Below are 21866 nucleotides of genomic sequence, written 5' to 3'. Positions count from 1 at the left end.
CAGGGTCCCGCTGACGGTGGCGCTGTCGGCGGGACGATTGCGGAGTCGTTACGGACCAGAGCCTAACCGCCCGGGCTCTCCAGGCCACGTCGGCCTCGGTCCCGTCTCAGCGTGTGGCCCCGCTACCCACCGGTAGTTCACCTGCTTGTCCCAGCTTGTCCCACCGGATCGGGCGAATGCGGACGAAGGGGGCCGGCCGGACCGACCCCCCGTCACGCGTGTCGCCGGTGCCACCAGGGACACGCCGGCTCAGCCGAGGTGCAGCACCTGGCCGGGCAGGATCAGGTCCGGGTCGCCGCCGACGGTGGAGCGGTTCTGCTCGTACAGCGCGTGCCAGCCGCCGGACACGCCCTGGGTGGCGGCGATGGTCGACAGCGTGTCACCGGCGTGGACGGTGTAGTCGTGGCCGGTCTGCGCGACCGGGGCCGGCTGCGCGGGGCGCGGGGCCGCGTGCTTGGGAACGTACTGCTGCGCCGACTGGTCGACGGGCTTCTCGGCCTGCACGGGGGCGGCGTGCTTCGGGGCCTGCTTCTGTACGGGCTTCGCGGCCGGCTTCTCGGCGGGCTTCTGGACCGGCTTCTCGGCCGGCTTCTGGGCCTGCCGCTTGGGCGTCTGCTGCTGAGGGGCCGACTGCGGCTTGGAGTCCGAGGAGGTGTCGACGGACGCCGGGGCACCGCCCTTGGTCAGGCCGGCCTTGACGGAGCAGACCGGCCAGGCGCCGGGGCCCTGCGAGGCGAGCACCTTCTCGGCGATCGAGATCTGCTGCGCCTTGCTGGCCTGGTTGGCCTGCGCCGCGTACGAGGTGCCGCCGTACGCCTTCCAGGTGCTGGAGGTGAACTGCAGGCCGCCGTAGTAGCCGTTGCCGGTGTTGATGCTCCAGTTGCCGCCGCTCTCGCACTGGGCGACGGCGTCCCAGGTGGAGACCGGGGCGGCGGAGGCGCCGGTCGCGGTGAGGAGCGGCATCGCGAGTCCGACGCCGGCCACACCGGCGACGGCGATGGCCTTCTCGGTCTGGGTGCGACGACGGTGACGGCCGGTTCCAACGAACAGCATGAAGAGGTCCCTCTCCGCACGCCTGCGAGGTGAGCTGTCGGGTTCGGACCGGGAGGTGGCCCGGCCGCCGTACGCGGAAACGATTCCGCTCGGGCGGCTTCACCCCAAGCCGTGGGGACGGCAACAAACCTGGTTCCCCCGCCCCTGCCCAGGGTTCTGGTCGGTTTCCCGTGACGCGGCGGGCAGGATTCGGCGTTCCGCGCACGAGGTCCGCAGCTGCGAACTCCAGGGAGAGTAGACAGATCTTCAGACCGATCACAAGCTCATATCCCGGATATCACACAGAAATTACGGCACGTGTCCGATCGCCTACCAACGGCGCCACTATGTCGGCATTGATGGGGTTTCACACCCCACCGGGAGCACGCCGGGCGACGTTCCGTCAGCGCGCCGCCCGGCGTTCCGCCACCTCGCGTCAGTTCGCCGGGGGCGCGGAAGGAGCGTGCGGCGGCGTATGCGGGGAGCGGCTCTCCGGAGTGAATTCGACCGGGAGTTCCCGCAGGCCACGCATGATCAGACCGCCCCGCCAGCGCAGATTCTCCGGGCTTTCCGCGAGCTGCAGATCGGGCAGCCGGGAAAGCAGCGTGGCCAGTGCGGCACGCCCCTCCGAACGGGCCAGCGGAGCACCGATGCAGTAGTGGATGCCGTGCCCGAACCCCAGGTGCGGATTGTCCGTCCGGGCCAGGTCCAGGGTGTTCTCGTCCGCGAACCGGGCCGGATCGCGGTCCGCGGCGGCCAGCACCACCAGCACCGGATCGCCGACCGGGATGTCCACCCCGCCGATGGTCACCGGACGCGTCGCGAACCGCCAGGTCGCCAGCTCCACCGGCCCGTCGTAGCGCAGGAGTTCCTCGATGCCCGTCTCCAGCAGCGCGCTCTCCCCGCGCGCCACCGACTCCTGCAGCAACCGGCGCTGGCCCGGGTTGCGCAGCAGCGCGTACGTCCCGTTGCCGATCAGGTTCACGGTCGTCTCGAAACCCGCGAAGAGGAGGATGAAGGCCATCGCCGCGGCCTCGTTCTCGGTCAGGTGCTCACCGTGGTCGCTCGCGCGGATCAGGCCCGAGATCAGGTCGTCCCCGAGGTCCGCCCGCTTGCGGTGGATCAGCTCCAGCAGGTACGCCCGCATCCGCTTCACCGCCCGCCCCACGCCGCCGCGTTGGCCGCCGCCGTGCCGGATCATCATCCCGGCCCAGTCGCGGAAGTCGTCCTGGTCCTCGGCCGGCACGCCCAGCATGTCGCAGATCGCGTAGATGGGGAGCGGGAAGGCGAACTCGTGGATCAGGTCCGCCGAGCCGCGCTGCGCGAAGCCGTCGATCAGCCGATCGGTGAGCTGCTGCACCCGCGGCTCGAACTCGGCCACCCGGCGCGGGGTGAACGCCTTCGACACCAGGCGGCGCAGCCGGGTGTGGTCCGGCGGGTCGATGTTCAGCAGGTGCGTCATCAGGTCCGCCTGCCGCTCCCCCGGAATGCCCACCCGGCCGGTGCGGTGCGCCTGCTCGCTGTGGTGCGCCGGGTTCTTCGACAGCCGGGCGTCCGCGAGCGCCTGCCGGGCGTCCGCGTACCTGGTCACCAGCCAGGCCTCGACACCGCTCGGCAGCTTGGTGCGGTGCACCGGGGCGTGCTCGCGCAGCCAGGCGTAGGCGGGGTACGGATCGGCGGCGAACTCCCAGGTGAACAGCTGCGGAGCGGCGGCGTCGGGCTGCGGCGCGGCGGCCTCGGGCTGCGGCGCGGCGGCGTCCGACTGCGGGGCGGCGGCGTCCGACGGGGTGGCGGCGTCCGACTGCGGGGCGGCGGGCCGGACGGGACCTGCGGGCGGGGTGGCGTCGGACGGGGTGGCTGCGGGCCGGGCGGGGTCGGGCTGAGCTGGCATGGGTCGACCGTATCCGCTGGGTGCGCTCCCCCCTCCGCCGACGGCTCGCGACCCCCGTGACAACGGCGTACGACGGGCGCGCCAACACTCCGTGGACGACCCGTGGACGGTCCGTGGACAGCTCTTGGACAGCTCTTGGCCGGACGGCGGGCGTGAGCCTGGTCACCTGAGGGGTAATCCCTGTTGCGGAGGGTCAGGTCGTGCCTACGATCCTCCGCAGTACGCGTGGGCGCCGGTGCGGTGTCGCCCACAGGGAGGAGCAGACCATGCGGGTCAGCGGGTCAGTCGTCGTCATCGCGGTACTCGACGGCGGGTCGGGCGCCGACCTCGCCCGCCGGTTCTCCGCGGCCGGCGCCGCCGGAATGCTGATCGCCGACCAGCACGTCGGCATCGCCGAGGACCTCGCCGCCGAACTCGACCGGCCGGGCTGCCCCGTCGTCGGCGTCTCCGGCGACATCCGCCGCCCCAGCGACGTGGCCGCCCTCGTCGACACCGCGGAGAAGCACCTCGGGCCGATCGACCTGTTCGCCGTCGCCGGCCCGGACGGCGAGCGGATCGTCTCCCTCGCCGACCTGCCCGACCACCTCGACCTGGAACGCCTCGCCGAACTCGTCGTCCTCGTCGGCGAGGCCATCGGCGAACTCGTCCCGCCGCAGCGGCGCCCGGTGGAGAGCACCGCCACGGCGGCCTGAGCGCCTACTTCCCGTCCGGCTCCACGCCGGGCTGCCCGACCGGCTTGAGGCCCTCGGCCGCGCGCACCGCGTCCCGGTAACCGCGCGCGGCCGAGCGCAGCGCCGCGTCCACGTCCACCCCGGCGTCGTGCGCCCGCTGCGCCACCGCGAGCAGCAGCCGGCCCGCCGACTCCGCGGTCAGCTCGGCCGGCAGCTCGTACGGCTCGTCCGGCACCCCGGAGAAGCCCGACCGGCGCACCCGCGACACCAGCTTCGCCGCGTACGCCAGCGAGGGCAGCCCGGCCGGCACGCCATCCAGCACCGACTCGCGGTCCGCCTTCTCCGCGGCCTTCAGCTGCTCCCAGTTCGCCTCCACCTCGGCGGCGCCCCCGGCCTCGACGTCCCCGAACACGTGCGGGTGCCGGTACATCAGCTTCTCGACGATGTCCCCCGCCACGTCGTCGATCGAGAAGGCCCCGGTCGGGTGCTCCTCGGCGATCCTGGAGTGGAAGAACACCTGGAGCAGGACGTCCCCCAGCTCCTCGCGCAGCGTGTCGCGGTCCCCCTCCTCGATCGCCTCGACCAGCTCGTACGCCTCCTCGACCAGGTACTTCACCAGGCTCTCGTGCGTCTGCTCGGCGTCCCACGGGCAGCCGCCCGGCGAGCGGAGCCGGTCCATCACCGTCACCAGGTCCAGCAGCCGCGCCCCCGGCAGGTCGTACGAACCCGGAAGCACCTCGATCTCCGGCACCTCACCGGCCCGCTCCACCGCGAGCCGCGCGAGCGCGTCCGTCAGCCCCGGATCCCCGTCCGGACTGCCCAGCCACACCGTCGCCCCGGCCCCGGCGGGCTGCTCGGTCAACAACCGCGCCAACGCGGGCGCCGAACCGGGCGCCACCACCTCCACCGCGACCCCGGCCTGCCGGACCGCCGCCAGCTGCGGATGCCCCTCGTCCGCCACCAGCACCCGCCCCGCCGCCCGCAACGCCTCCCACGCCGGCCACGCCAGCAACCCGGGGGCCACCCGGTGGGTCGTGGTCAGCAGAATCAACTTGGCACCGGGAACATTCGTCGTCACACCCCGAACCTACCCGCCCACCGCGGCCACCTGCGGCCCTCGCCCCACCCACCCCACCCCTCCCGGCGACCCGGGTAGGCGCGGGGCGACCCACCCCGCCCACCGGAGTCGACCAGCCCGACGGTCGAACGGCGGAACCGGGCCCCGTGCTCCCCCTCCATGGCAACGACACCCCGAGGCAGCCCCGCGCAGCCCGACAACGGAACCCAGCCCACCGGACTCCCACACCCAGGCGTACCGCCGGAGCAGGCGCACGCAGCGCCCTACGGGACGCGGCGCCCACCGGTCGGAACCGAGACCGTCCGCCTTCCGAGCCCGCCGGCCGCCAGGCGGGCTCGGGGTGGGCGAGGCGTGGAGTCCGCCGGTCGCCAGTGGACACGATCGGCTCGTGGACGAGAGGTGCCCGGCGGGGTGCGGGCACCGACCATCCCCGCACGAGAAGTCGGCCCCGCCGACTTCCAGCGCACGCTGCGTCCGCCGGAGCTGGCCTCATCCCCCACGCAGCCCTCGGCGGTCATGAACGCGGGACGGTCGAAGCTGCCCGCAGCGAGAGGCCCCAGCGCCAGAAGTCGGACCCGCCGACTTTCAACTCCCCGCCCGCGGAGGCCATCGGGTGAGGTGGGGGTGGAGAAGCGAGCGGTCCGCGAGGCCGCGAGGGCCAAGACTCCGAGCCCCATAGGGGCGCCACAGGAAGTCGGTCCCGCCGACTTCCCACTCCCGGCCTCGGTCGCAGGCCAGGGGATGCCCCGGTTGCGGTCGGGGCCACGGGGCGAGGGCGGAGGGGGAACCGCCCCGCTGGCGTCCTATGACCGGCCTGTGGGTGGGGGCCAGGGGGTGGGGTGGGGGTTGAGGGTGGAGAGGGATTGGCGGAGGCGGTGGACGGCGGGGTGGTGGGGGCCGTCGCGGCGTTCGCGGTCGAGGAGGAGGGGGAGCAGCCACTGCCAGGCGTTCTGCGGGTCGCCGGTGGCTGCGAGGTGGAGGCCGATGCGTTCGCGCAGGTCGTAGGTCCGCTCGGGGTCGGTGTCGAGGCCGGATTCGAGGCGGGCGGTGTGGGCGGTGAGGAGGGCCTGGTACTCGGCGAGGGCCTCGGCGCCGTGGCCGAGGTGTTCGAGGCAGATCGCGGCGCGGTAGCGGTGGTCGAGGCCTTGGGGGCCGTGCGGGCCGCCGTCGGCGGTGGCGGCCAGGCGGCGGTACTCGGGGAGGGCCTGCCGGGAGTGGCCCTCGTGGAGGAGGGTGCGGGCGTAGATGGTGCGGATGGTGCGGACCAGGGGTGCGGCGTCACCGAGTTCGGCCTCGGCGCGGGGCAGCAGGCCGACGGCGAGGTCGAGGACCTCGGTGTGACGGCCGGCGTCGACGAGGTCGGAGAGACGGGCGCACTGGGCACCCAGGTCGGGGAGCGACGGCGGCGGAGTGGCGGGAGCGGGCGGAACCACCGGAGCCGCCGGTACGGACGGTGCGGACAGGACGGGCGGAACGGACGGGACGGGCGTGCGCAGGAACGGGCTCGGCTCCGGGCGGACCGGCGGGGCCGGGGCGACGGCGGCGGGTTGCGGCTGGTGCGGGAACCGGTACGGCCGTACGGGGTCGGGCAGCGGCGTGTAGCGGGGCTGCGGGGTGCCCGTAGCCGGGGGCAGCAGCGGGAGCAGCCGCCCGTACGCCGTCTGGGCGTCGGCGGGGCGGTCGGCGGGCTGTTTGGCGAGGAGGTCGAGGACCAGCCGCTCCAGTCCGTGCGGCACGTCGGGGCGCAACTCCCGCAGCGGGACGGGCGGTTCGTCGACGTGTCGGCGCAGGACGCCGAGCGCGGTGGGCGCCCGGAACGGCTCCTCGCCGGCGAGCATCTCGTGCAGCAGGCAGCCGAGCGCGTAGAGGTCGCTGCGCGGGTCGGTGGTGGCGGCGAGGGCCTGTTCGGGGGCCATGTAGGAGGGGCTGCCGACGGGCACGCCGGTGAGGGTGAGGCGGGTGGCCTCGGTGTCGAGGGCGGTGGCGATGCCGAGGTCGAGCAGGACGGTGCGGCCGTCCTCGCGCACCATGACGTTGCTGGGCTTGAGGTCGCGGTGGACCACCGGGATGGCGTGGACGGCGGCCAGCGCGGTGCAGAGCTGGGCGGCGACGGCCACGGCGCGCTCGATGGGGAAGGGCGCGTCCTCGGCGATGAGGTCGGCCAGGCTGACGCCCGGGATGCGCTGCATGACGAGGTAGAGCTCGCCCTCGTCCTCGCCCGCGTCGAAGACGGTGACCAGTCCGGGGTGGTCGAGCGCCGCCGTGACCCGGCACTCGCGCAGGAACCGGCGTCGCAACTCGTCCCCGTGGCTGCCGCGTTCGCCGCCGGTACGGCCGGTGCCGCCGGGGAGCAGGTGCTCGGGGCGGAGCAGCTTGACCGCGACCGCGCGGTGCAGGCGTTCGTCCCGGCCGGCCCAGACCTGGCCCATGCCGCCGTGGCCGATCTTCTCGGTGAGCCGGTAGCGGTCGGCGATCAGCCGGGTGGTGGTCACGGCTGGTCCTTGCGGGCCTGCCGGCGCAGCAACTCGCCGAGCTCGCGCAGGTCGTGGGCGGTCCCGGGGGCCGGGGTGGCGGGCGCGGTGGGAGCCGGGGGCGTGGTGGGAGCGGCCGGTGCGGGACCGGTGGCCGGCGCGGGTGCGCCGTACCCGGGCACGGTCGCCGCGTACGGCGTGGCGGGCGGCGGGCCGTACGGCGCGGGGTAGGGCGCAGCGGACGGTGCCGCGTAGGGTGCCGCGTACGGTGCTGCCGCCTGCGGCGCGGGCCGGCCGGACGCCCACACCGCGCGGCGGTCCATCAGCAGGAAGTGCGCCGTGGGCGCCAGCCACAGCACGACCAGGGTGATCTGGCCGGTGGTGTCGGCGGTCGGGTCCTGGAGGCTGCCGGCGATTCCGGCGGAGACCATCAGGGTCAGCAGCAGCGCGCAGAACACCACGGCGCCGACGATGTCGTACGCCCGTCTGCGCCGGACGGCCAGCACCAGCGAGGGGACGACGCCGAGCAGGCCGACCGTCAGCAGCGGGGCCAGCGCGCACGCGACCCGCACGGGCGTCCCGAATCGGCCGGGCACCGGAGCGCGGCCGGCACCCGGCCCCGCGCCCGCCGGCGGAACCACGCCCGTCACCGGAGCCGCGCCCGGCCCGTACGGCGCGCCCGGCCCGTACGGCGTGCCGCCGGGCGGCGGTCCGAACTGCCCCGGGTACTGCCCTGACATGCGCGCTCCTGAGCTGGTGGGGACCGGTGGCGGTGCGAACGGTTCAGCACACCGTACCGTCCGGCCCGGTCGGCCCGGAGGCCTTCCGTCCGCTCGGTGCCGCATCGGTATCGCGCCGGTACCGCCCCGCTACTGGGCCGCCACCCGGCCGACGGCGGACCGCCGCTGAGCCTGGGTCACCTCAGTCGGTCGGCGGCGCCAGGGTGCCCGTCGCCAGTGCGTCCGTCGCGCCCTGGACCAGGGTGCGTCCGAGGGCGGCGGCCTGGCTGAGGGCGGTGTCGAAGGCGGCGAGGCCGGCGAAGGCGGCGCCGAGCCGCCGCTGGGCGGGGAGCGGGAGGCGGGGCAGCTCGACCCGGCGGATGTCGAGGCGGGCGGTGGTGGTGGCGTGGCTGGCGGCGCGCCGGGTGCCGGCGGTGGAACGGAAGTGGCCGGCCAGGAACTCGGGGTCGAGGGCGCCCGGGTCGGGCCGCAGCAGGTGGAGTTGGCGTCCGAGGGCGGCGCCGACCAGCGGGCCCTCGGCGGGGACGACGCGGGCGGTGCCGCCGCCGAGGGCGGGGACGAGGACGTCGCCGGGCCGGGTGCGGACGTCCCCGGCGGGGCCGGTTCCGGTGGCGAGGACGGCGCTGGGCGCGGCGCCGGTGGCGAGGTCCTGGTCGGTGACGACGAGGGTGCCGCCCGCTGCCTCGCCGGCCGCTCCCGTACGGCCCGTGCCCGCCCCCGCCGAGCCGGTCCCGGTCCCGGAGGAGTACACCTCCAACGCACCGCTGCGGACCAGTTCGCCGACGGTGACCACGCCGACGGACCCGGCGCCGGATTCGGCCCCCGCCGCGAAGGCCGGAGTGGCCCCCGCCGCGACGCCCGCTTGCGCACCCGGCTGCGGCAGCAGCGTGGCCGGGTCGGCCAAGCCGGCCAGGAGTTCGGCCAACCGGCCGGCGACGTGGGCGAGTTCGGCCGCGCCGCCGAGCGGGGCGGCGGGCGGGACGTGCCGGGCCGGGGAGAGGTCGGTCTCGTCGTCGAGCAGGTCGATGGCGGCCACGGCCCGGTGGACGCCGGGGCGGTCGGCCGGGACCGGCAGGCCCTCGCGGGCGGCCAGGTCGAAGCCGCGCCAGGCGCCCAGGACGGTGCGGCGCAGCTCGGGCCAGTCGACCTTGTCCCGCCCGCCCTCGGCGGCGGGCGCCGCCGCGGCCCCGCCGGCGAGCGCCGCCTTGGTGGAGTGCGCCGCCCCGGCGTCGAGCAGCAGGACCTGGCGGAAGTCGTCCCCCGGCCGGGGCGCGCGCAGCACCCACAGGTGCAGCGGGACGCCGTACGGCGGGGCGGCGCCGGCGGGCAGCGCGATGACGGCGCGCAGCGCACCGGAGCGGAGCAGTTCGGCGCGGACGCGGCGGCCGGAGCGGCGGGTGGCGACGGTCGGCGGCAGCAGGAGGGCGGCCAGACCGCCGGGGCGGGTGTGGGCGAGGCAGTGCAGCACCCAGGCGAGTTCGGACTCGCCGCGCGGCGGCACGAGCCCGCCGGGCCAGCGGGCGTCGAACTGCAACTCGTCGTGGCCCCAGTCGCGTTCGTTGTACGGGGGCTGGCAGAGCACGGCCTCGAAGGTGTCGCCGGGGTAGCCGTCGGCCCGCAGGGCGTCGCCGGTGCGCAGTTCCAGCGGGAGCGGGCCGGGCTCGTCGCCGGGGGTGTGCAGGGCGAGCCGGAGCCGGGTGAGGGCCGCGGCGACCGGGTCGGCGTCCTGGCCGTAGCGGGCGGTGGTCGGCGGGTGTGCGAGCAGGACGGCGCCGAGGCCGACGGCCGGGTCGAGCACCGTGGCGGGGACGCCGGCGACGGCGGCGAGCAGTTCGGCGGCCTCCGGCGGGGTGGGGCTGAGCTGACGGGTGTTGGCCTCGGCGTGACGGGTGAGCAGCTGCTCGTACGCGCCGGCCGGGCCGGCGTCGGCGGCGAGCGCGGCGAGCCGTCGGGCGAGGTCCAGTTGGGTGCTGCCGAGCAGGCCGGGGAGGCCCAGGAGGCGGGCGCCCGCCGGACCGAAGGTGTGAACGGAGGTGTCGGCCACGGCCCGGGGCAGCGCGAGGGCGAGCCGGGTGTCGGGCTGGTCGGCGAGCTCGGCCCAGCGCGCGGGCGCCCGGTGCAGCAGCAGGAGCAGTGCGCCCGCCTCGACCAGCGGGGCGGCGGGGTGGCCGGCCGGGTCGCGGAGGGTGTCGACGAGCTGCCACACCTGCTCCAGCAGCGGGAGTTCGGCGATCTTGCCCTGGGCGCGCAGCCAGGAGTCCACGTCGGCGAGCGCGAAGGTCGGGCTGGCGTCGGTGCCGCCGACCGGGCGGGGGAAGTCGGGGTGGCGGCGGCGCCAGTTGCTGACCGCGGCCCGGCCGACGCCGGCCAGCCGGGCGATCTCGACGGCGGTGACTTCGGGGCGGTCCGGCACGGGGGCCTCCTTCGGTGGGGGCTGTGGCCACACAGCGGGGCTCTGTGACCACACAGCATAGCGAGGCGCCTCACGATCAGAGTTCACATGTGAACAGAGATCTTTCGTGAATCATCGTTGACAGGGTTCACAGTCGAGTGGTGTGATTTCTCCGTCGCCACCGACCGGGGGCGACACGGGGAAGACCACCGATCACCGGGAGACACCCATGTCCACGACCGCCCGCCGCACCGCTGTCCGCCGCTCCACCACCCGCCGCGCCGCCGCTCTGCTGCTGGGCGCCGCACTGGTGACGCTCTCCGCGACGGCGTGCAACTCCACCGGCGGCTCCTCCGTCTCGACCGAGGCGAAGCAGACCGTAGCCGCCCCCGCCGCCGGCACCGACGCCGCGAAGCCGGCCGAGAGCAAGCCGGCCGACACCGCCAAGGCCCCCGCCAAGGTCGGCGACACCATCGCGCTCAAGGGCAACGACCCGGCCGACACCGCCGACGTGACGCTGGTGAAGGTGGTCGACAACGCCGAGGGGGCGGACGAGTTCACCCACCCGGCCGACGGCAAGCGCTTCGTGGCGATCCAGTTCCGGATCAAGGCGAGCGGCAAGAAGGCCTACAGCGACGCGCCGGGCAACAGCGCCAAGGTGGTCGACGCCCAGGGCCAGGCCTTCGGCACGACGATCGCGGACACCAAGGCCGGCCCGAGCTTCCAGGTCCCCGCGAACATCGCCCCCGGTGAGAGCGCCCTCGGCTTCGTCACCTTCGAGGTGCCGAAGGACGCCAAGCTCGACAAGGCCCAGTTCGGCCTGGACAGCGGCTTCGCCCCGCAGACCGGCCAGTGGAAGCTCGGCTGACGGCCCTGTTCACAGCCGTCGGAGCCGCACAGCCGTCGGAGCCGGACAGCCGTCGGGGCTGCAGAACGCGCAACGGCGGCCCCGGGCCGAAGCCCGAGACCGCCGTCGTGGACACCCCTGGGGGCGGTGCTACTTCTTCGCCCCCGCCAGATCGTCGAACATGGCCGACAGGAACTCCCGGCACCAGCCCAGCAGTTCCCGGCCGACCAGCGGCTTGCCGCCGATCCGCCCGGTGCTCGGCCGGGGCACCAGGAGCTGCTGGGCCGCCGCCTTGACCTGGCTGCGCGGGTAGAGCCGGTTCAGTCGCAGCTGCTGGGACTCCCGCAGCTCCACCGGCCCGAAGCGGACGTTGGAGCCCTGCAGGGTGATGTCCGAGATGCCGCACCGCCGGGCGTACAGTCGCAGCGCCGCGACCAGCAGCAGGTTCTCCACCGGCTCGGGCAGCTTGCCGTAGCGGTCCACGAGTTCGTCCCGGACCTGCTTGATGTCGTCCTCGGAGTTGACCGCCGCGATCGAGCGGTACGCCTGCAGCCGCAGCCGCTCGCCGGGCGCGTAGTCGTGCGGCACGTGCGCGTCGACCGGCAGCTCGATCTTCACCTCCAGCGGCTCCTCCTCCGGCTCGCCGCCGCTCGCCAGCGACTCGCGGAACTCGGCCACCGCCTCCCCGACCATCCGCATGTAGAGGTCGAAGCCGACGCCCGCGATGTGCCCGGACTGCTCGCCGCCGAGCAGGTTCCCGGCGCCGCGGATCTCCAGGTCCTTCATCGCGACGTACATGCCGGCGCCCATCTCGGTGTGCTGGGCGATGGTGGCCAGGCGCTCGTGCGCGGTCTCGGTGAGCGGCTTCTCCGGCGGGTACAGCATGTACGCGTAGCCGCGCTCGCGACCGCGCCCCACCCGGCCGCGCAGCTGGTGCAGCTGGGAGAGGCCGAAGGTGTCGCCGCGCTCGACGATCAGGGTGTTGGCGTTGGAGATGTCGATGCCGGACTCCACGATCGTGGTCGACACCAGGACGTCGAACTCCTTCTCCCAGAAGTCGACGACGACCTTCTCCAGCGCGGTCTCCCCCATCTGTCCGTGCGCGGTGGCGATCCGCGCCTCTGGCACCAGGTCCTTCAGCCGGGCGGCCGCCTTGTCGATCGACTCCACCCGGTTGTGGATGTAGAACACCTGGCCCTCGCGCAGGAGTTCACGCCGGATCGCGGCCGAGATCTGCTTCTCGTCGTACGGCCCGACGAAGGTCAGCACCGGGTGCCGCTCCTCCGGCGGGGTGGTGATGGTGGACATCTCGCGGATGCCGGTGACCGCCATCTCCAGGGTGCGCGGGATCGGGGTCGCCGACATGGTGAGCACGTCCACGTTGGCCCGCAGCTTCTTCAGCTGCTCCTTGTGCTCGACGCCGAAGCGCTGCTCCTCGTCGACGATGACCAGGCCGAGGTCCTTGAACCTGGTCTCGGAGGAGAACAGCCGGTGGGTGCCGATGACGACGTCCACCGAGCCCTCGAACAGCCCCTCCAGCACGGCCTTGGCCTCGCTGTCGGTCTGGAAGCGGGACAGCGCCTTCACCGTCACCGGGAAGTTGGCGTACCGCTCGGCGAAGGTCGAGAAGTGCTGCTGCACCAGCAGCGTGGTCGGCACCAGCACCGCCACCTGCTTGCCGTCCTGGACCGCCTTGAACGCGGCCCGCACGGCGATCTCGGTCTTGCCGTAGCCGACGTCGCCGCAGATCAGCCGGTCCATCGGGACGGACTTCTCCATGTCGGACTTGACCTCGGCGATGGTGGTCAGCTGGTCCGGGGTCTCCGCGTACGGGAACGCGTCCTCCAGCTCCCGCTGCCACGGGGTGTCCGGGCCGAAGGTGTGGCCGGGGGCGGCCATCCGCGCCGAGTACAGCTTGATCAGGTCGGCGGCGATCTCCTTGACCGCCTTCTTGGCCCGCTGCTTGGTCTTCGCCCAGTCCGCGCCGCCGAGCCGGTGCAGCGTCGGGGCCTCGCCGCCGACGTACTTGGTGACCTGGTCGAGCTGGTCGGTCGGCACGAACAGCCGGTCGCCGGGGTGGCCGCGCTTGGCCGGGGCGTACTCCAGCACCAGGTACTCGCGGGTTGCGCCCTGGACGGTGCGCTGCACCATCTCGACGTACTTGCCGACGCCGTGCGCCTCGTGGACGACGTAGTCGCCGGCGGCGAGCGCCAGCGGGTCGATCGCGTTGCGGCGGCGCGAGGGCATCCGGCGCATGTCCTTGGTGGAGGACTTCTGGCCGGACAGGTCGGTCTCGGTGATGACGGTGAGCTTCAGCTCCTCGTCCACGAAGCCGTGTTCGATCGAGCCGCAGGACACGTGGACGACGTCCCGGGTGGGCGCCTCGGCGAGGTCGGCGACCAGCCGGGCCGGGATGCCCTCGTTGCCCAGCACCTCGGCGAGGCGGGAGGCGGGCCCGTGCCCCTCGGTCACCATGACGACCCGCCAGTCGGCGGCCAGCCGCTCCTTGGCGTCGGCGATCGCGCGCGCGGTGTCGCCCCGGTACGCCTCGACGGCGTGCATGCCGAGGGTCAGCGTGTTGGCGTCGAACTCCAGGATGCCGTCGACGGCCGACTCGCTGGTCGCGAACGGGCTGACGGACCACCAGGGCAGCCCGATCTCGGCGGCGTGCTCGCGCACCTCGGCGAGCGAGCGCAGCGAGGCGGCGGAGACGTCGATCGCCTCCAGGTCGATCGGCCGGTCCCCGCCGGCCGCGGCCGCGACCCAGGAGGCGTGCAGGAACTCCTGGCTGGTCGCCACCAGGTCGGCGGCCCGGGTGCGGACCCGCTCGGGGTCGCAGACCACCGCGACCGAGCCGAGCGGCAGCACGTCGACCAGCAGCTCCATGTCGTCCACCAGCACCGGCGCCAGCGACTCCATGCCCTCGACCGCGATGCCCTCGGCGATCTTGTCCAGGATCTCGGCCAGTCCGGGGTGCTCGGCGGACAGCTCGGCGGCCCGCGCCCGCACCTCGTCGGTGAGCAGCAGCTCACGGCAGGGCGGCGCCCACAGGCCGTGCTCGGCGATCTCCAGCGAGCGCTGGTCGGCGACCTTGAAGTACCGGATCTCCTCGACCTCGTCGCCCCAGAACTCCACCCGCAGGGGGTGTTCCTCGGTCGGCGGGAAGACGTCCAGGATGCCGCCGCGGACGGCGAACTCACCGCGCTTCTCGACCAGTTCGACCCGGGCGTAGGCGGCTGCGGCGAGCCGGCGGGCCACCTCCTCCAGGTCGTGCGACTCCCCCCGCCGGACGGCCACCGGCTCCAGCTCGGCCAGGCCCTTGACCTGCGGCTGCAGGACCGAGCGGACCGGGGCGACGATCACCTGCACCGGCCCGGCCGCCGGGTCGTCCGCCCGCGGGTGGACGATGCGGCGCAGCACGGCCAGCCGGCGGCCCACGGTGTCCGAGCGGGGCGACAGCCGCTCGTGCGGCAGCGTCTCCCAGGCGGGGAACTCGGCGACCGCGTCGGCGGGCAGCAGCGAACGCAGCGAGGCGGCCAGGTCCTCGGCCTCCCGGCCGGTGGCGGTGACGGCGAGCACCGGACGGCCCCGGTCCCCGGCAGCCTGCCCGGCGAGCGCCCGGGCCAGTGAGGCGATGGCGAATGGCCGGGCGGCGGGCGGTCCGACCAGGTCCAGGTGGCGGCGTCCGCCGGCCGCGGCTCCGGTGGCGGTGGCCGCCTCGATCGCCTCGGCGAGCGCCGCGTCCCGCGCGACGACATCGAGCAGTCCGGTCAGGCTCATCTGGGGTCTCTTCTTCGTCCCGTGGCTGGAGCTGCCCCCGGGCGACGAGGGCCCGCCAGGGCAACACGAACGACCCGGCACGCCGAGCGGCCGGGGGTCTCCAGACTACGCCGCGGCAGGGACACGCACGCGGCGTACCGCCCCGGCGGGGCCGGGCGGGGACGAACCACCGGACGGAACGCCGACCGGAACGCCGGACCGGCGGGTGGACGAACCAGCCGGACACCGCGCCCCACCGGCCACGGCCATCCGCCACGAACTGGACATACTCCGGTCACTGGCCGTCCATGGAGATCGCGCACCATGGTGAACGTGCCCGCCGCACCCAACCGTGGGGGATGGCTGTGGCGGCACTGTCGCACCCCCGATGGGGGTCGGAGGTGCGAGGCCGGGCGACCCTGGGTGGGGGCGCCCGCCCAAGCGCCGGGAACCGTGGCGCCCTTTCCTGGAGGGCGCCACGGGTCTCGGCCTACTTCGTTTCCCCGGCCGGCGCGTGGTTCGCCGCACCGGACGGCCACCACTGTGGGCCACCGATGCCGGCCACCGTTGCGGGCCGCCACTGCCGATCACCGATGCGGCCGACCGCACGGCGGAGGCCCCGACCGCCCGGTAGGAGGCGGTCAGGGCCCGGGACGGGACACTCACCCGGCCGCTCGCGGGCGGGGCGAGCCGGACGGCACCGTGGCGCGCAGCCGCCGGAGGACCGGCGCGCCGTCAACGGCGCCGGTAGCTCACGGTATTGGGGGTCGCGTAGCCGCTGCCGTCGTCGACGATGATGATCTTCGGGACGATCCGGGTCTCCTCCTCCGACTGCCACGGGGCACGGGCTCCGGCCTTCCCTTCCGTACCGCCGTCCCCGTCGACCGCCGTGTCAGCCGTCGCTTCGGACGGCGAGGCGGACGGCGCTTCGGACGGCGAGGCGGACGGCGACGCGGACGGCGACGCGGCCTGCGGGGACGGCGGCGACGCGGGCTTCGGCGGGACGGCGGCCGGAGCGACCGGACCGGTCACCACGGCCTCGGCGGACGCCTTGGCGGCGCCCCCGCCGACCACCGGCGAGCGCAGCGCCGTCGTCGCCTTCTCCGCCGCCGTGCCCGCACCCGCACCCGCGGCCCGCAGGGCGTTCGGCGCCTGCCCGGAGGTCGAGGCCTTCCGCAGGTTCGTCACCGGGATCTCCCCGGTGTCCGCCTCCGAGTCCACCGACCCGGCATCGGCGACCGCGTCCGTCGGAGCCGGAGCCGGAGCGGAGTCCGGTGCCGACGCCGGTGCCGGGGCCACAGCCGGGACAGGAGTCGCGGGCGCCGCAGGCGCCGCGGGAGCCGCCGCAGCGGCGGCCACCACCTCGGGCTCGATCTGGCCGACCGCCGCCCCGGTGAGCGAGGCCAGCGTGGCCTTGATGTGATCCAGGTGCTGCTGCACCGTGTCCAGCCGGGTGTCGAACTCGCGCTGCTCGCGCTCGCTCGCCGCGTTGATCTTCTCGGCCTCCCGGCGGGCCTGCTCGATCAGCTGGTCGGCCTTGGCCTGGGCGTCCGTCTCCTGCTGCTTGATCCGGTTCAGCACGGTCTCCCGGTGCTGCTCCGCCTCCTTGACCCGACGCTCGGCGGTCGAGGAGACCTCCGCCTCCTCGGCGTCGGCCTCGGCCTGGGCGGCGGCGAAGGTCTCGTCGGCCTTGCGGCGCCGGGCGGCCAGCTCGGCCTCGGCCTGCTCGCTGGCCTCGGCGGCGGCGACCCGCACCTTGGCGGCGTAGGCGGTGGCGGAGTCCCGGACGGCGCGGCTCTCCCGGTCGGACTCCGAGCGGATGCCCTCGGCCTCGGCGCGGGTGCGCTCGTCGGTGCGGCGGGCGGCCGCGTCGGCCTCGGTGCGGGTGGTGGTGGCGTACTCCTTGGCCTCCCGGTCGAGCGTCTGCCCGGCCTCGTAGACCTCGTCGCGCAGGTCCTCGGCGAAGCGCTCCGCCTTCTCCCGGACGGCGCGCGCCTCGTTCCCGGCCATCACGGCCAGTCCGGCGGCCTGCTCGCTGAGCACCTGGTAGTCGGGCTCCGGAGCCTCCTCGGCGGTCCGGCGGATGTCCTCCAGCCGGGCCTCCATCTGCCGGATCCCGGCACCCAGGACGCTGAGCCGTTCCCACGCCTCGTCGCGCTGCGCGGTGAGCGCGACGAGCGCTCGCTCGACCTGCTCGGGCGCGTAGCCGCGCCGTGCCTGGGTGAAGCCGTACTGGGGGACGGCGTCGCTCATGGGCTCTTCCCCTCGTTCGCGGGCTGCGGAGCCCATGATCGGACGGAACGGCCGGATCCGGAACCGGTTCGGTGCCCGGGGCCGGATTCGGTCGTCGTGCGGACCGGAATACGTCGAGGACCGGACGAATAGATCCATCCTCTTGACCTATTTTGCGCAGATCCGGGCGAAACCCCAACGAGGCACAGCCACGGCGGCACGCCGGAGGGGCCGTCCCGGACACCGGAACGACCCCTCCCCACCTGCGAGGATCCGCGACGGTCCGCTACAGCAGACCGTCCCAGAACTGCTCCAGCAGCACGGCCCACCACGTGTCCGCGTTCTGCAGGGCCGCCGGGTCGATCGCGGCGAGCTGGGCCTGGAAGTCGGTCGTCCAGCGACCGGCCTGGTCCGGCGTCAGCCCGTACCGCAGCCGCCACATCCGGCCCAGCAGGGCCAGCGCGCGGACGAACTCCGGTACACCGCTGTTGACGAACCGGGGCGGCTGGCCGGTTCCATCGACGTCCACCGCGACCACGTTCGCCGTGCCGTACTGGACGCAGAGCTGGCGGCCGTAGTCGTTGCCGAGCACCAGGTAGCCGCCGAAGTCCGGGCCCCCGGCCAGGCCGCGCTCGGCGGCCAGCTCGGCGAGCGTCGGGATCGGACGGCCCTCCTGTGCCTGCGCCCAGAAGAACGGCCCGAAGTCGCGCGGCAGCCCGGCCCACATCAGGCTCTGGGACACCGGCTCGGGCACGCCCTGGCGGGAGACGGCCCGCTGCTCGTAGCGGAACACGTTCTGCCCGAAGGCGGCGCCGACCTCCTGGGCCAGCTGCTGCGGCGGGAGCGGCGGCAGCGCCTGGACCGTCCCGGGCGCGGGCGGCGGCACCCGGAACGGGCGGACCCGCTGGGCGCCGGAAGCCAGCTGGTGCAGCTCGTCCAGGTGGTCGAGCAGCTCGGCCATCCCCGCCTGCCGGGACGCGTGGTCGCGGCCGTACGGGGCGGTGTGGGTGAGCCGGACGTTCGGCCAGGACGCGGCGATCATGCGGTTGCAGTACCCGCCGGGCAGGTCGCACGACTCCAGCTCGGTGTAGAGCTCCAGCACCTGCTCCGGCGGCACGTTGAGCCTGCGCAGGTCCTGCAGGATCTTCCACTCCGGGTGCGGGGTGCCGGGCTCGCTGCGGTGCAGCAGCTTCTGCTCCGAACCGTCCGGGCCCCGGTAGCTGAGCGCGGCGAAGTAGCCCGGGCCGACCGCGGGCACCCCGGGGGGCACCGGCGCGGCCTGCGGCGAGCCGGTCACCGCCGCCGGGGGGACGACCCCGGCGGCGCCGCCCGCGTTCGGGTAGCCGTAGCCGGCCGCGGGCGTGGCCGGGGCCGCCGGACCGCCGGGCGGCGGCGGGACGGCGGGGCCGCCGGACGGCGGGGTGCCCGGGTCCGCCGGGCCGGCGCCCAGCAGGGCCGGGTCGATCGCGCTCGCCAGCTGGGTCGCCTCGTACGCCACCCCCGCCGAGGGCGTGCCACCGGCCGGAGTGCCCTGGGGCGCCGGGGCGCCGCCGCGCAGCCCCGCCGGGGGCGGGGGCGGCGGGGCGGAACCGGCCCCGCGACCGCCGGGGGCGCCGGCGGGCGTGCCGGAGCCCCCGGTGTGCTTCAGCCCGGCGGGCGGGGGCGGCGGCGGGGCGGAGCCGCCGCCGCGGCCCAGCACGCCGGGGGCGGCGCCCGCACCGGGCGAACCGGCGGGGCCGCCGCGCAGCGCGGCCGGCGGGGGCGGCGGCGGGGCCGAGCCCGGGGCGCGGCCGAGCCCGCCCTGCGGCGCGCCGGCGGCGGGCGTCCCGGTGGGCGGGGTGCCCGGGGCGCCGGGCAGGCCGGCGAGGCCGGGGGCTCCCCCGGGCGGGGCCAGCATCGTCGGCGCGTGCTCCACCGGGGCACCCGGCGGGGTGCCCGGGGCGCCGGCCGGGGCGCCGGGCAGGCCGGCGAGGCCGGGGGCTCCCCCGGGCGGGGCCAGCATCGTCGGCGCCTGCTCCACCGGCGCGCCCGGCGGGGTCGCCGGCGCACCGGGCAGGCCCATCAGCCCGGGCATGGCGTCCGGCGGCGCGAGCAGCGTCGGCGCCGGTTCGGCAGCCGGGGCCGGGGCGGGTGCCTGGGTCGGCGGTGCGGCCGGGGGCTGGGCCGCCGGCGGCTGGGCGCCGGACGGCGGGACCGGGGGCATGCCGTAGCCGCCGCTCGCCGGCGGCATCAGCATGGTCGCGGCCTCGGCACCCGGCGCGGGCGCGTCGGGCAGGTCCGAGCCGGTGGTCCGCAGTCCGTCGGGCATCAGGACGGTCGCCGCCTCGGCACCGGCCGGAGGTGCAGGCGGTCCGGCCGGAGCGGCGGTCGGCGGGACGGGCATGGCGGCCTGCGGCTGCGGCGCGGCGCCCGGCCCGTCGAATCCCGGCGGCGGGGCGAGCATGGTCGGCGCGTCCCCGGCGGGCCGGTCGGAGACCGGCGGCTCGGTCAGGACGGCGGGCGCGGGCGGCACCGGCGGAGCGAACGGCTCCTCGACCGGCACCGGAGCGGGCGCAGGCGTCGGCGTCGGCGTCGGCGCAGACGCAGGCGCGGCAGCGGCAGTGGGCGCAGGCGCGCCGGCCTGCGGGACGGCCGGACCGCCCGCCAGCCGCTCCGCCTCCGCCGCGATCGCCGCGGCCCCCGCCTCCTGCAGCCACTGCGGCGGGCTGAGCAGGAAGGACGTCGCCTCCACCGGCCCGGGCGCGGGCTTCGCCGCCCCCGCCGGGTTGGCCGCGACCGGCCGCCCGTAGACCTCCTCGTACTGCCGGACCACCTCGTTGACGGGCAACGCCGGCCAGAGCGTGCTGGCGCCCGTGTCCCGGGCGATCACCAGCCGCGCCTCACCCGAGCCACCGCCCGGAGCGACCGAGCCGTCCGGCCCCACGGCCCCGGCCGCGTTCCCGGTGCCGTCCCCGGGCGGCATCGCCCAGCAGACGAAGCCCAGGTCGAACTCCCGGACCCGCACCTCGCGCTGTTGCGAGCGCGGCACCCCGCCGTTGATCCACTCCTCGGCGAGCTCCTGCGCCTGCGCGTACGTCACCACGCCCGGTTCACCCCTGTCCGCATCCTCGTCGTCCCCCGTTCCACCAGCACCACCACGTCCACCGCGATCCCGTGCATCAGCCCACCGGGACGGCCCTGGCGAACCCGCCGTCCACCATCAGCTCCGCGACCGTCTCCAGCTCCGGCGGGCTGCCCGCCAACCGCAGCAGGAAGGCGTCGAAGTCCTCTCCGCAGGGCAGCAGCAGTCGGGCGCAGCGGTCCTCCGGGGCCTCCGGGCCACCGGAGTCGCGGGCGTCGTCGTACAGGTGGAACCAGACCGAGCCGGTCCGCTCGCCGCGCACCTTGAGCGCGACGAGGCCGCCCTGCGCGTAGGCGACCGCCAGGTAGTCCTTGGTGAGGTGGTCGCGCAGGCACTTGTTGGCGTACACGACGTCATCGGTGCCGTACTCCTCGGTCAGCGTCAGGAACGGCTGGTCGAGCAGCAGGCCGAGGTCGGTGTCCAGCGCCACGCCGACGGGGGCGCGGCCGCCGCCCAGCTTGAGGAAGGTGCGGTAGGCGCCGGGCAGCCGGTAGCCGAGGCGCTCCTCGGCGCGCTGAACCAGGTCCTCGGGGACGCCGATCGGGTCGCCGCCGTCCTTGGCCAGCGAGAAGTGGACCGGCCGGCGCTCCTGCAGCGGGCGGGTGCCGCGCCGGGTGTGGTCGGCGGCGGAGGTGGCCAGGCCGCCGTGGTGCCGCAGCAGTGCCTTGACCTCGACCGGGACGAGCTCCATCCGCCGCCAGCCGGGGGCGGCGCGGCCGACCGCGTGGTGCCAGGTCCAGCCGGGCGGGGTGGCCACGGCGGTCTCCAGGTCGGCCCAGAGCGGGTGGCCCTGGGTGTAGAGCGCGGCATTGGCCGAGACGTAGTCGGTCAGCCGCAGTTCGTCCACGCCGAAGCCCTCCGGCGGGTCGGCGACCTCGGCCGCGGCGGCGGCGTACGGGCCGAAGTCCGGGTAGCCGTACTCGTCCACGCTGACCCCGGCGGGGTGCCGCTCGGCACGGACCGGATCCGGGAACTGCACCACCTGACCTGCGTACGCCGCGTTCGGTGCGGCGGCGACGCCGGGCCGACCTGTCGTCATCTGGGAGCCCCCACTGGCTGCTGCAAATACTCGGTGCTTGCTGGCACCAGCCTAGGGGGTCCCCTCAAGGCCCGGACCCCCGCCTTTGGACAACCCCCGCCCCCGGGGACCGCCCCGCCGACCGCTCGCGTCGGCCGCCCCGGCCGCGCCCGGTGGGGTGCGGCCCCGACACCCGACCCCGACACCCGGCCCCGACACCCGGCCCCGACACCCGGCCCCGACACCCGGCCCCGACACCCGGCCCCGACACCCGGCCCCGACACCCGGCCCCGACACCCGGCCCTGACGCCCGGCCCCGCGACCCGGCCTCAACACCCGCTGCGGGCACCGGAGCCGGCCCCGCCGGAAGCCTCCCTGATCGCCGGCCGCACCCGCCCGGCCCGCCGCCGGAACGGTACCGGCCGCCGCCCCGGCCGGTGACCTTTTCGGTGAATCGGCGGACAAGTCATGACGAGGGGGTGCGCATTCGGCCAGCATCGGGGAACGGCCCGCGCGGTCCGCCCGGTATCCGCCACGCCCGCACCCCGGTTGTACGGATGTCGGTGTCGTTTGACAGGCTTGCCCAGGACCGGCCGGGCCACCCCGGCCGACGG

General features: G+C 75.5%; 12 protein-coding genes and 1 riboswitch. Of the genes, 2 read left to right on the top strand and 10 right to left on the bottom strand.

The window, feature by feature from the left end; genetic code table 11:
- Positions 1 to 249 precede the first annotated feature (249 nt).
- Together ACIGG8_RS36410 and ACIGG8_RS36405 are read right to left on the bottom strand one after the other, a co-directional pair.
- A complete protein-coding gene (locus tag ACIGG8_RS36410) occupies positions 250 to 1053 on the bottom strand; it encodes a transglycosylase family protein (protein WP_396552902.1) in 804 nt (267 codons plus the stop codon).
- A gap of 5 nt (positions 1054 to 1058) precedes the next feature.
- Positions 1059 to 1225, bottom strand: a riboswitch (cyclic di-AMP (ydaO/yuaA leader).
- A gap of 243 nt (positions 1226 to 1468) precedes the next feature.
- Positions 1469 to 2923, bottom strand: a complete 1455-nt coding sequence (locus tag ACIGG8_RS36405; RefSeq protein ID WP_396552901.1) for a cytochrome P450 — start codon at positions 2921 to 2923, stop codon at positions 1469 to 1471.
- Positions 2924 to 3189: 266 nt separating this feature from the next.
- On the opposite strand from ACIGG8_RS36405, the gene ACIGG8_RS36400 reads away from it, so the two are divergent.
- Positions 3190 to 3615 (top strand): SDR family NAD(P)-dependent oxidoreductase, encoded by a 426-nt coding sequence (locus ACIGG8_RS36400; RefSeq protein WP_396552900.1) that lies wholly within the window; start codon positions 3190 to 3192, stop codon positions 3613 to 3615.
- A 4-nt stretch (positions 3616 to 3619) separates the two neighbouring features.
- Here ACIGG8_RS36400 and ACIGG8_RS36395 read toward each other — a convergent pair whose 3' ends face one another.
- The 4 genes from ACIGG8_RS36395 to ACIGG8_RS36380 form a co-directional block, all read right to left on the bottom strand.
- Positions 3620 to 4672 (bottom strand): MazG family protein, encoded by a 1053-nt coding sequence (locus ACIGG8_RS36395; protein ID WP_396552899.1) that lies wholly within the window; start codon positions 4670 to 4672, stop codon positions 3620 to 3622.
- An 803-nt stretch (positions 4673 to 5475) separates the two neighbouring features.
- Complete coding sequence (locus ACIGG8_RS36390) at positions 5476 to 7164, bottom strand: protein kinase (RefSeq protein ID WP_396552898.1); 1689 nt, start codon at positions 7162 to 7164, stop codon at positions 5476 to 5478.
- Entirely contained in the window at positions 7161 to 7883 is a 723-nt protein-coding gene (locus ACIGG8_RS36385; RefSeq protein WP_396552897.1) for a hypothetical protein, read from the bottom strand. The genes ACIGG8_RS36390 and ACIGG8_RS36385 overlap by 4 nt, the downstream gene beginning before the upstream one ends.
- Positions 7884 to 8064: 181 nt before the next feature.
- Positions 8065 to 10296 (bottom strand): N-6 DNA methylase, encoded by a 2232-nt coding sequence (locus tag ACIGG8_RS36380; RefSeq protein ID WP_396552896.1) that lies wholly within the window; start codon positions 10294 to 10296, stop codon positions 8065 to 8067.
- A gap of 208 nt (positions 10297 to 10504) precedes the next feature.
- Here ACIGG8_RS36380 and ACIGG8_RS36375 point away from each other — a divergent pair, with 208 nt between their 5' ends.
- Positions 10505 to 11143, top strand: a complete 639-nt coding sequence (locus ACIGG8_RS36375) for a DUF4352 domain-containing protein (protein WP_396552895.1) — start codon at positions 10505 to 10507, stop codon at positions 11141 to 11143.
- A 129-nt stretch (positions 11144 to 11272) separates the two neighbouring features.
- Here the strand turns inward: ACIGG8_RS36375 and mfd are convergent, their stop codons facing one another.
- From mfd to ACIGG8_RS36355, 4 genes are all read right to left on the bottom strand, one after another.
- Positions 11273 to 14902: a transcription-repair coupling factor gene (mfd, locus tag ACIGG8_RS36370; RefSeq protein WP_396552894.1), complete on the bottom strand. Its 3630-nt coding sequence runs from the start codon at positions 14900 to 14902 to the stop codon at positions 11273 to 11275.
- Positions 14903 to 15616: 714 nt separating this feature from the next.
- Positions 15617 to 17134: a hypothetical protein gene (locus ACIGG8_RS36365; RefSeq protein WP_396552893.1), complete on the bottom strand. Its 1518-nt coding sequence runs from the start codon at positions 17132 to 17134 to the stop codon at positions 15617 to 15619.
- A 265-nt stretch (positions 17135 to 17399) separates the two neighbouring features.
- Positions 17400 to 20195 carry an SUKH-4 family immunity protein gene (locus ACIGG8_RS36360; protein ID WP_396552892.1) on the bottom strand — a complete coding sequence of 932 codons (2796 nt, stop codon included), beginning with the start codon at positions 20193 to 20195 and terminating at the stop codon, positions 17400 to 17402.
- A 76-nt stretch (positions 20196 to 20271) separates the two neighbouring features.
- Positions 20272 to 21273, bottom strand: coding sequence for an SMI1/KNR4 family protein (locus tag ACIGG8_RS36355; RefSeq protein ID WP_350526146.1), 1002 nt, complete (start codon positions 21271 to 21273; stop codon positions 20272 to 20274).
- Between the last annotated feature and the right edge of the window lie 593 nt (positions 21274 to 21866).

Origin of the sequence: Kitasatospora sp. NPDC085464, assembly GCF_044541955.1 — a bacterium.
In the GTDB taxonomy this organism is placed as follows: domain Bacteria; phylum Actinomycetota; class Actinomycetes; order Streptomycetales; family Streptomycetaceae; genus Kitasatospora.
Note: the sequence above shows the minus strand (reverse complement) of the source record. Positions and strands in the feature narration are given on the sequence as shown.

Bases quoted from the DNA above. Each gene is read 5' to 3' on its own strand.
- mfd (WP_396552894.1), bottom strand. From the start codon at position 14,902: ATGAGCCTGACCGGACTGCTCGATGTCGTCGCGCGGGACGCGGCGCTC.
- ACIGG8_RS36375 (WP_396552895.1), top strand. From the start codon at position 10,505: ATGTCCACGACCGCCCGCCGCACCGCTGTCCGCCGCTCCACCACCCGC.
- ACIGG8_RS36410 (WP_396552902.1), bottom strand. From the start codon at position 1,053: ATGCTGTTCGTTGGAACCGGCCGTCACCGTCGTCGCACCCAGACCGAG.
- ACIGG8_RS36355 (WP_350526146.1), bottom strand. From the start codon at position 21,273: ATGACGACAGGTCGGCCCGGCGTCGCCGCCGCACCGAACGCGGCGTAC.
- ACIGG8_RS36385 (WP_396552897.1), bottom strand. From the start codon at position 7,883: ATGTCAGGGCAGTACCCGGGGCAGTTCGGACCGCCGCCCGGCGGCACG.
- ACIGG8_RS36400 (WP_396552900.1), top strand. From the start codon at position 3,190: ATGCGGGTCAGCGGGTCAGTCGTCGTCATCGCGGTACTCGACGGCGGG.
- ACIGG8_RS36365 (WP_396552893.1), bottom strand. From the start codon at position 17,134: ATGAGCGACGCCGTCCCCCAGTACGGCTTCACCCAGGCACGGCGCGGC.
- ACIGG8_RS36405 (WP_396552901.1), bottom strand. From the start codon at position 2,923: ATGCCAGCTCAGCCCGACCCCGCCCGGCCCGCAGCCACCCCGTCCGAC.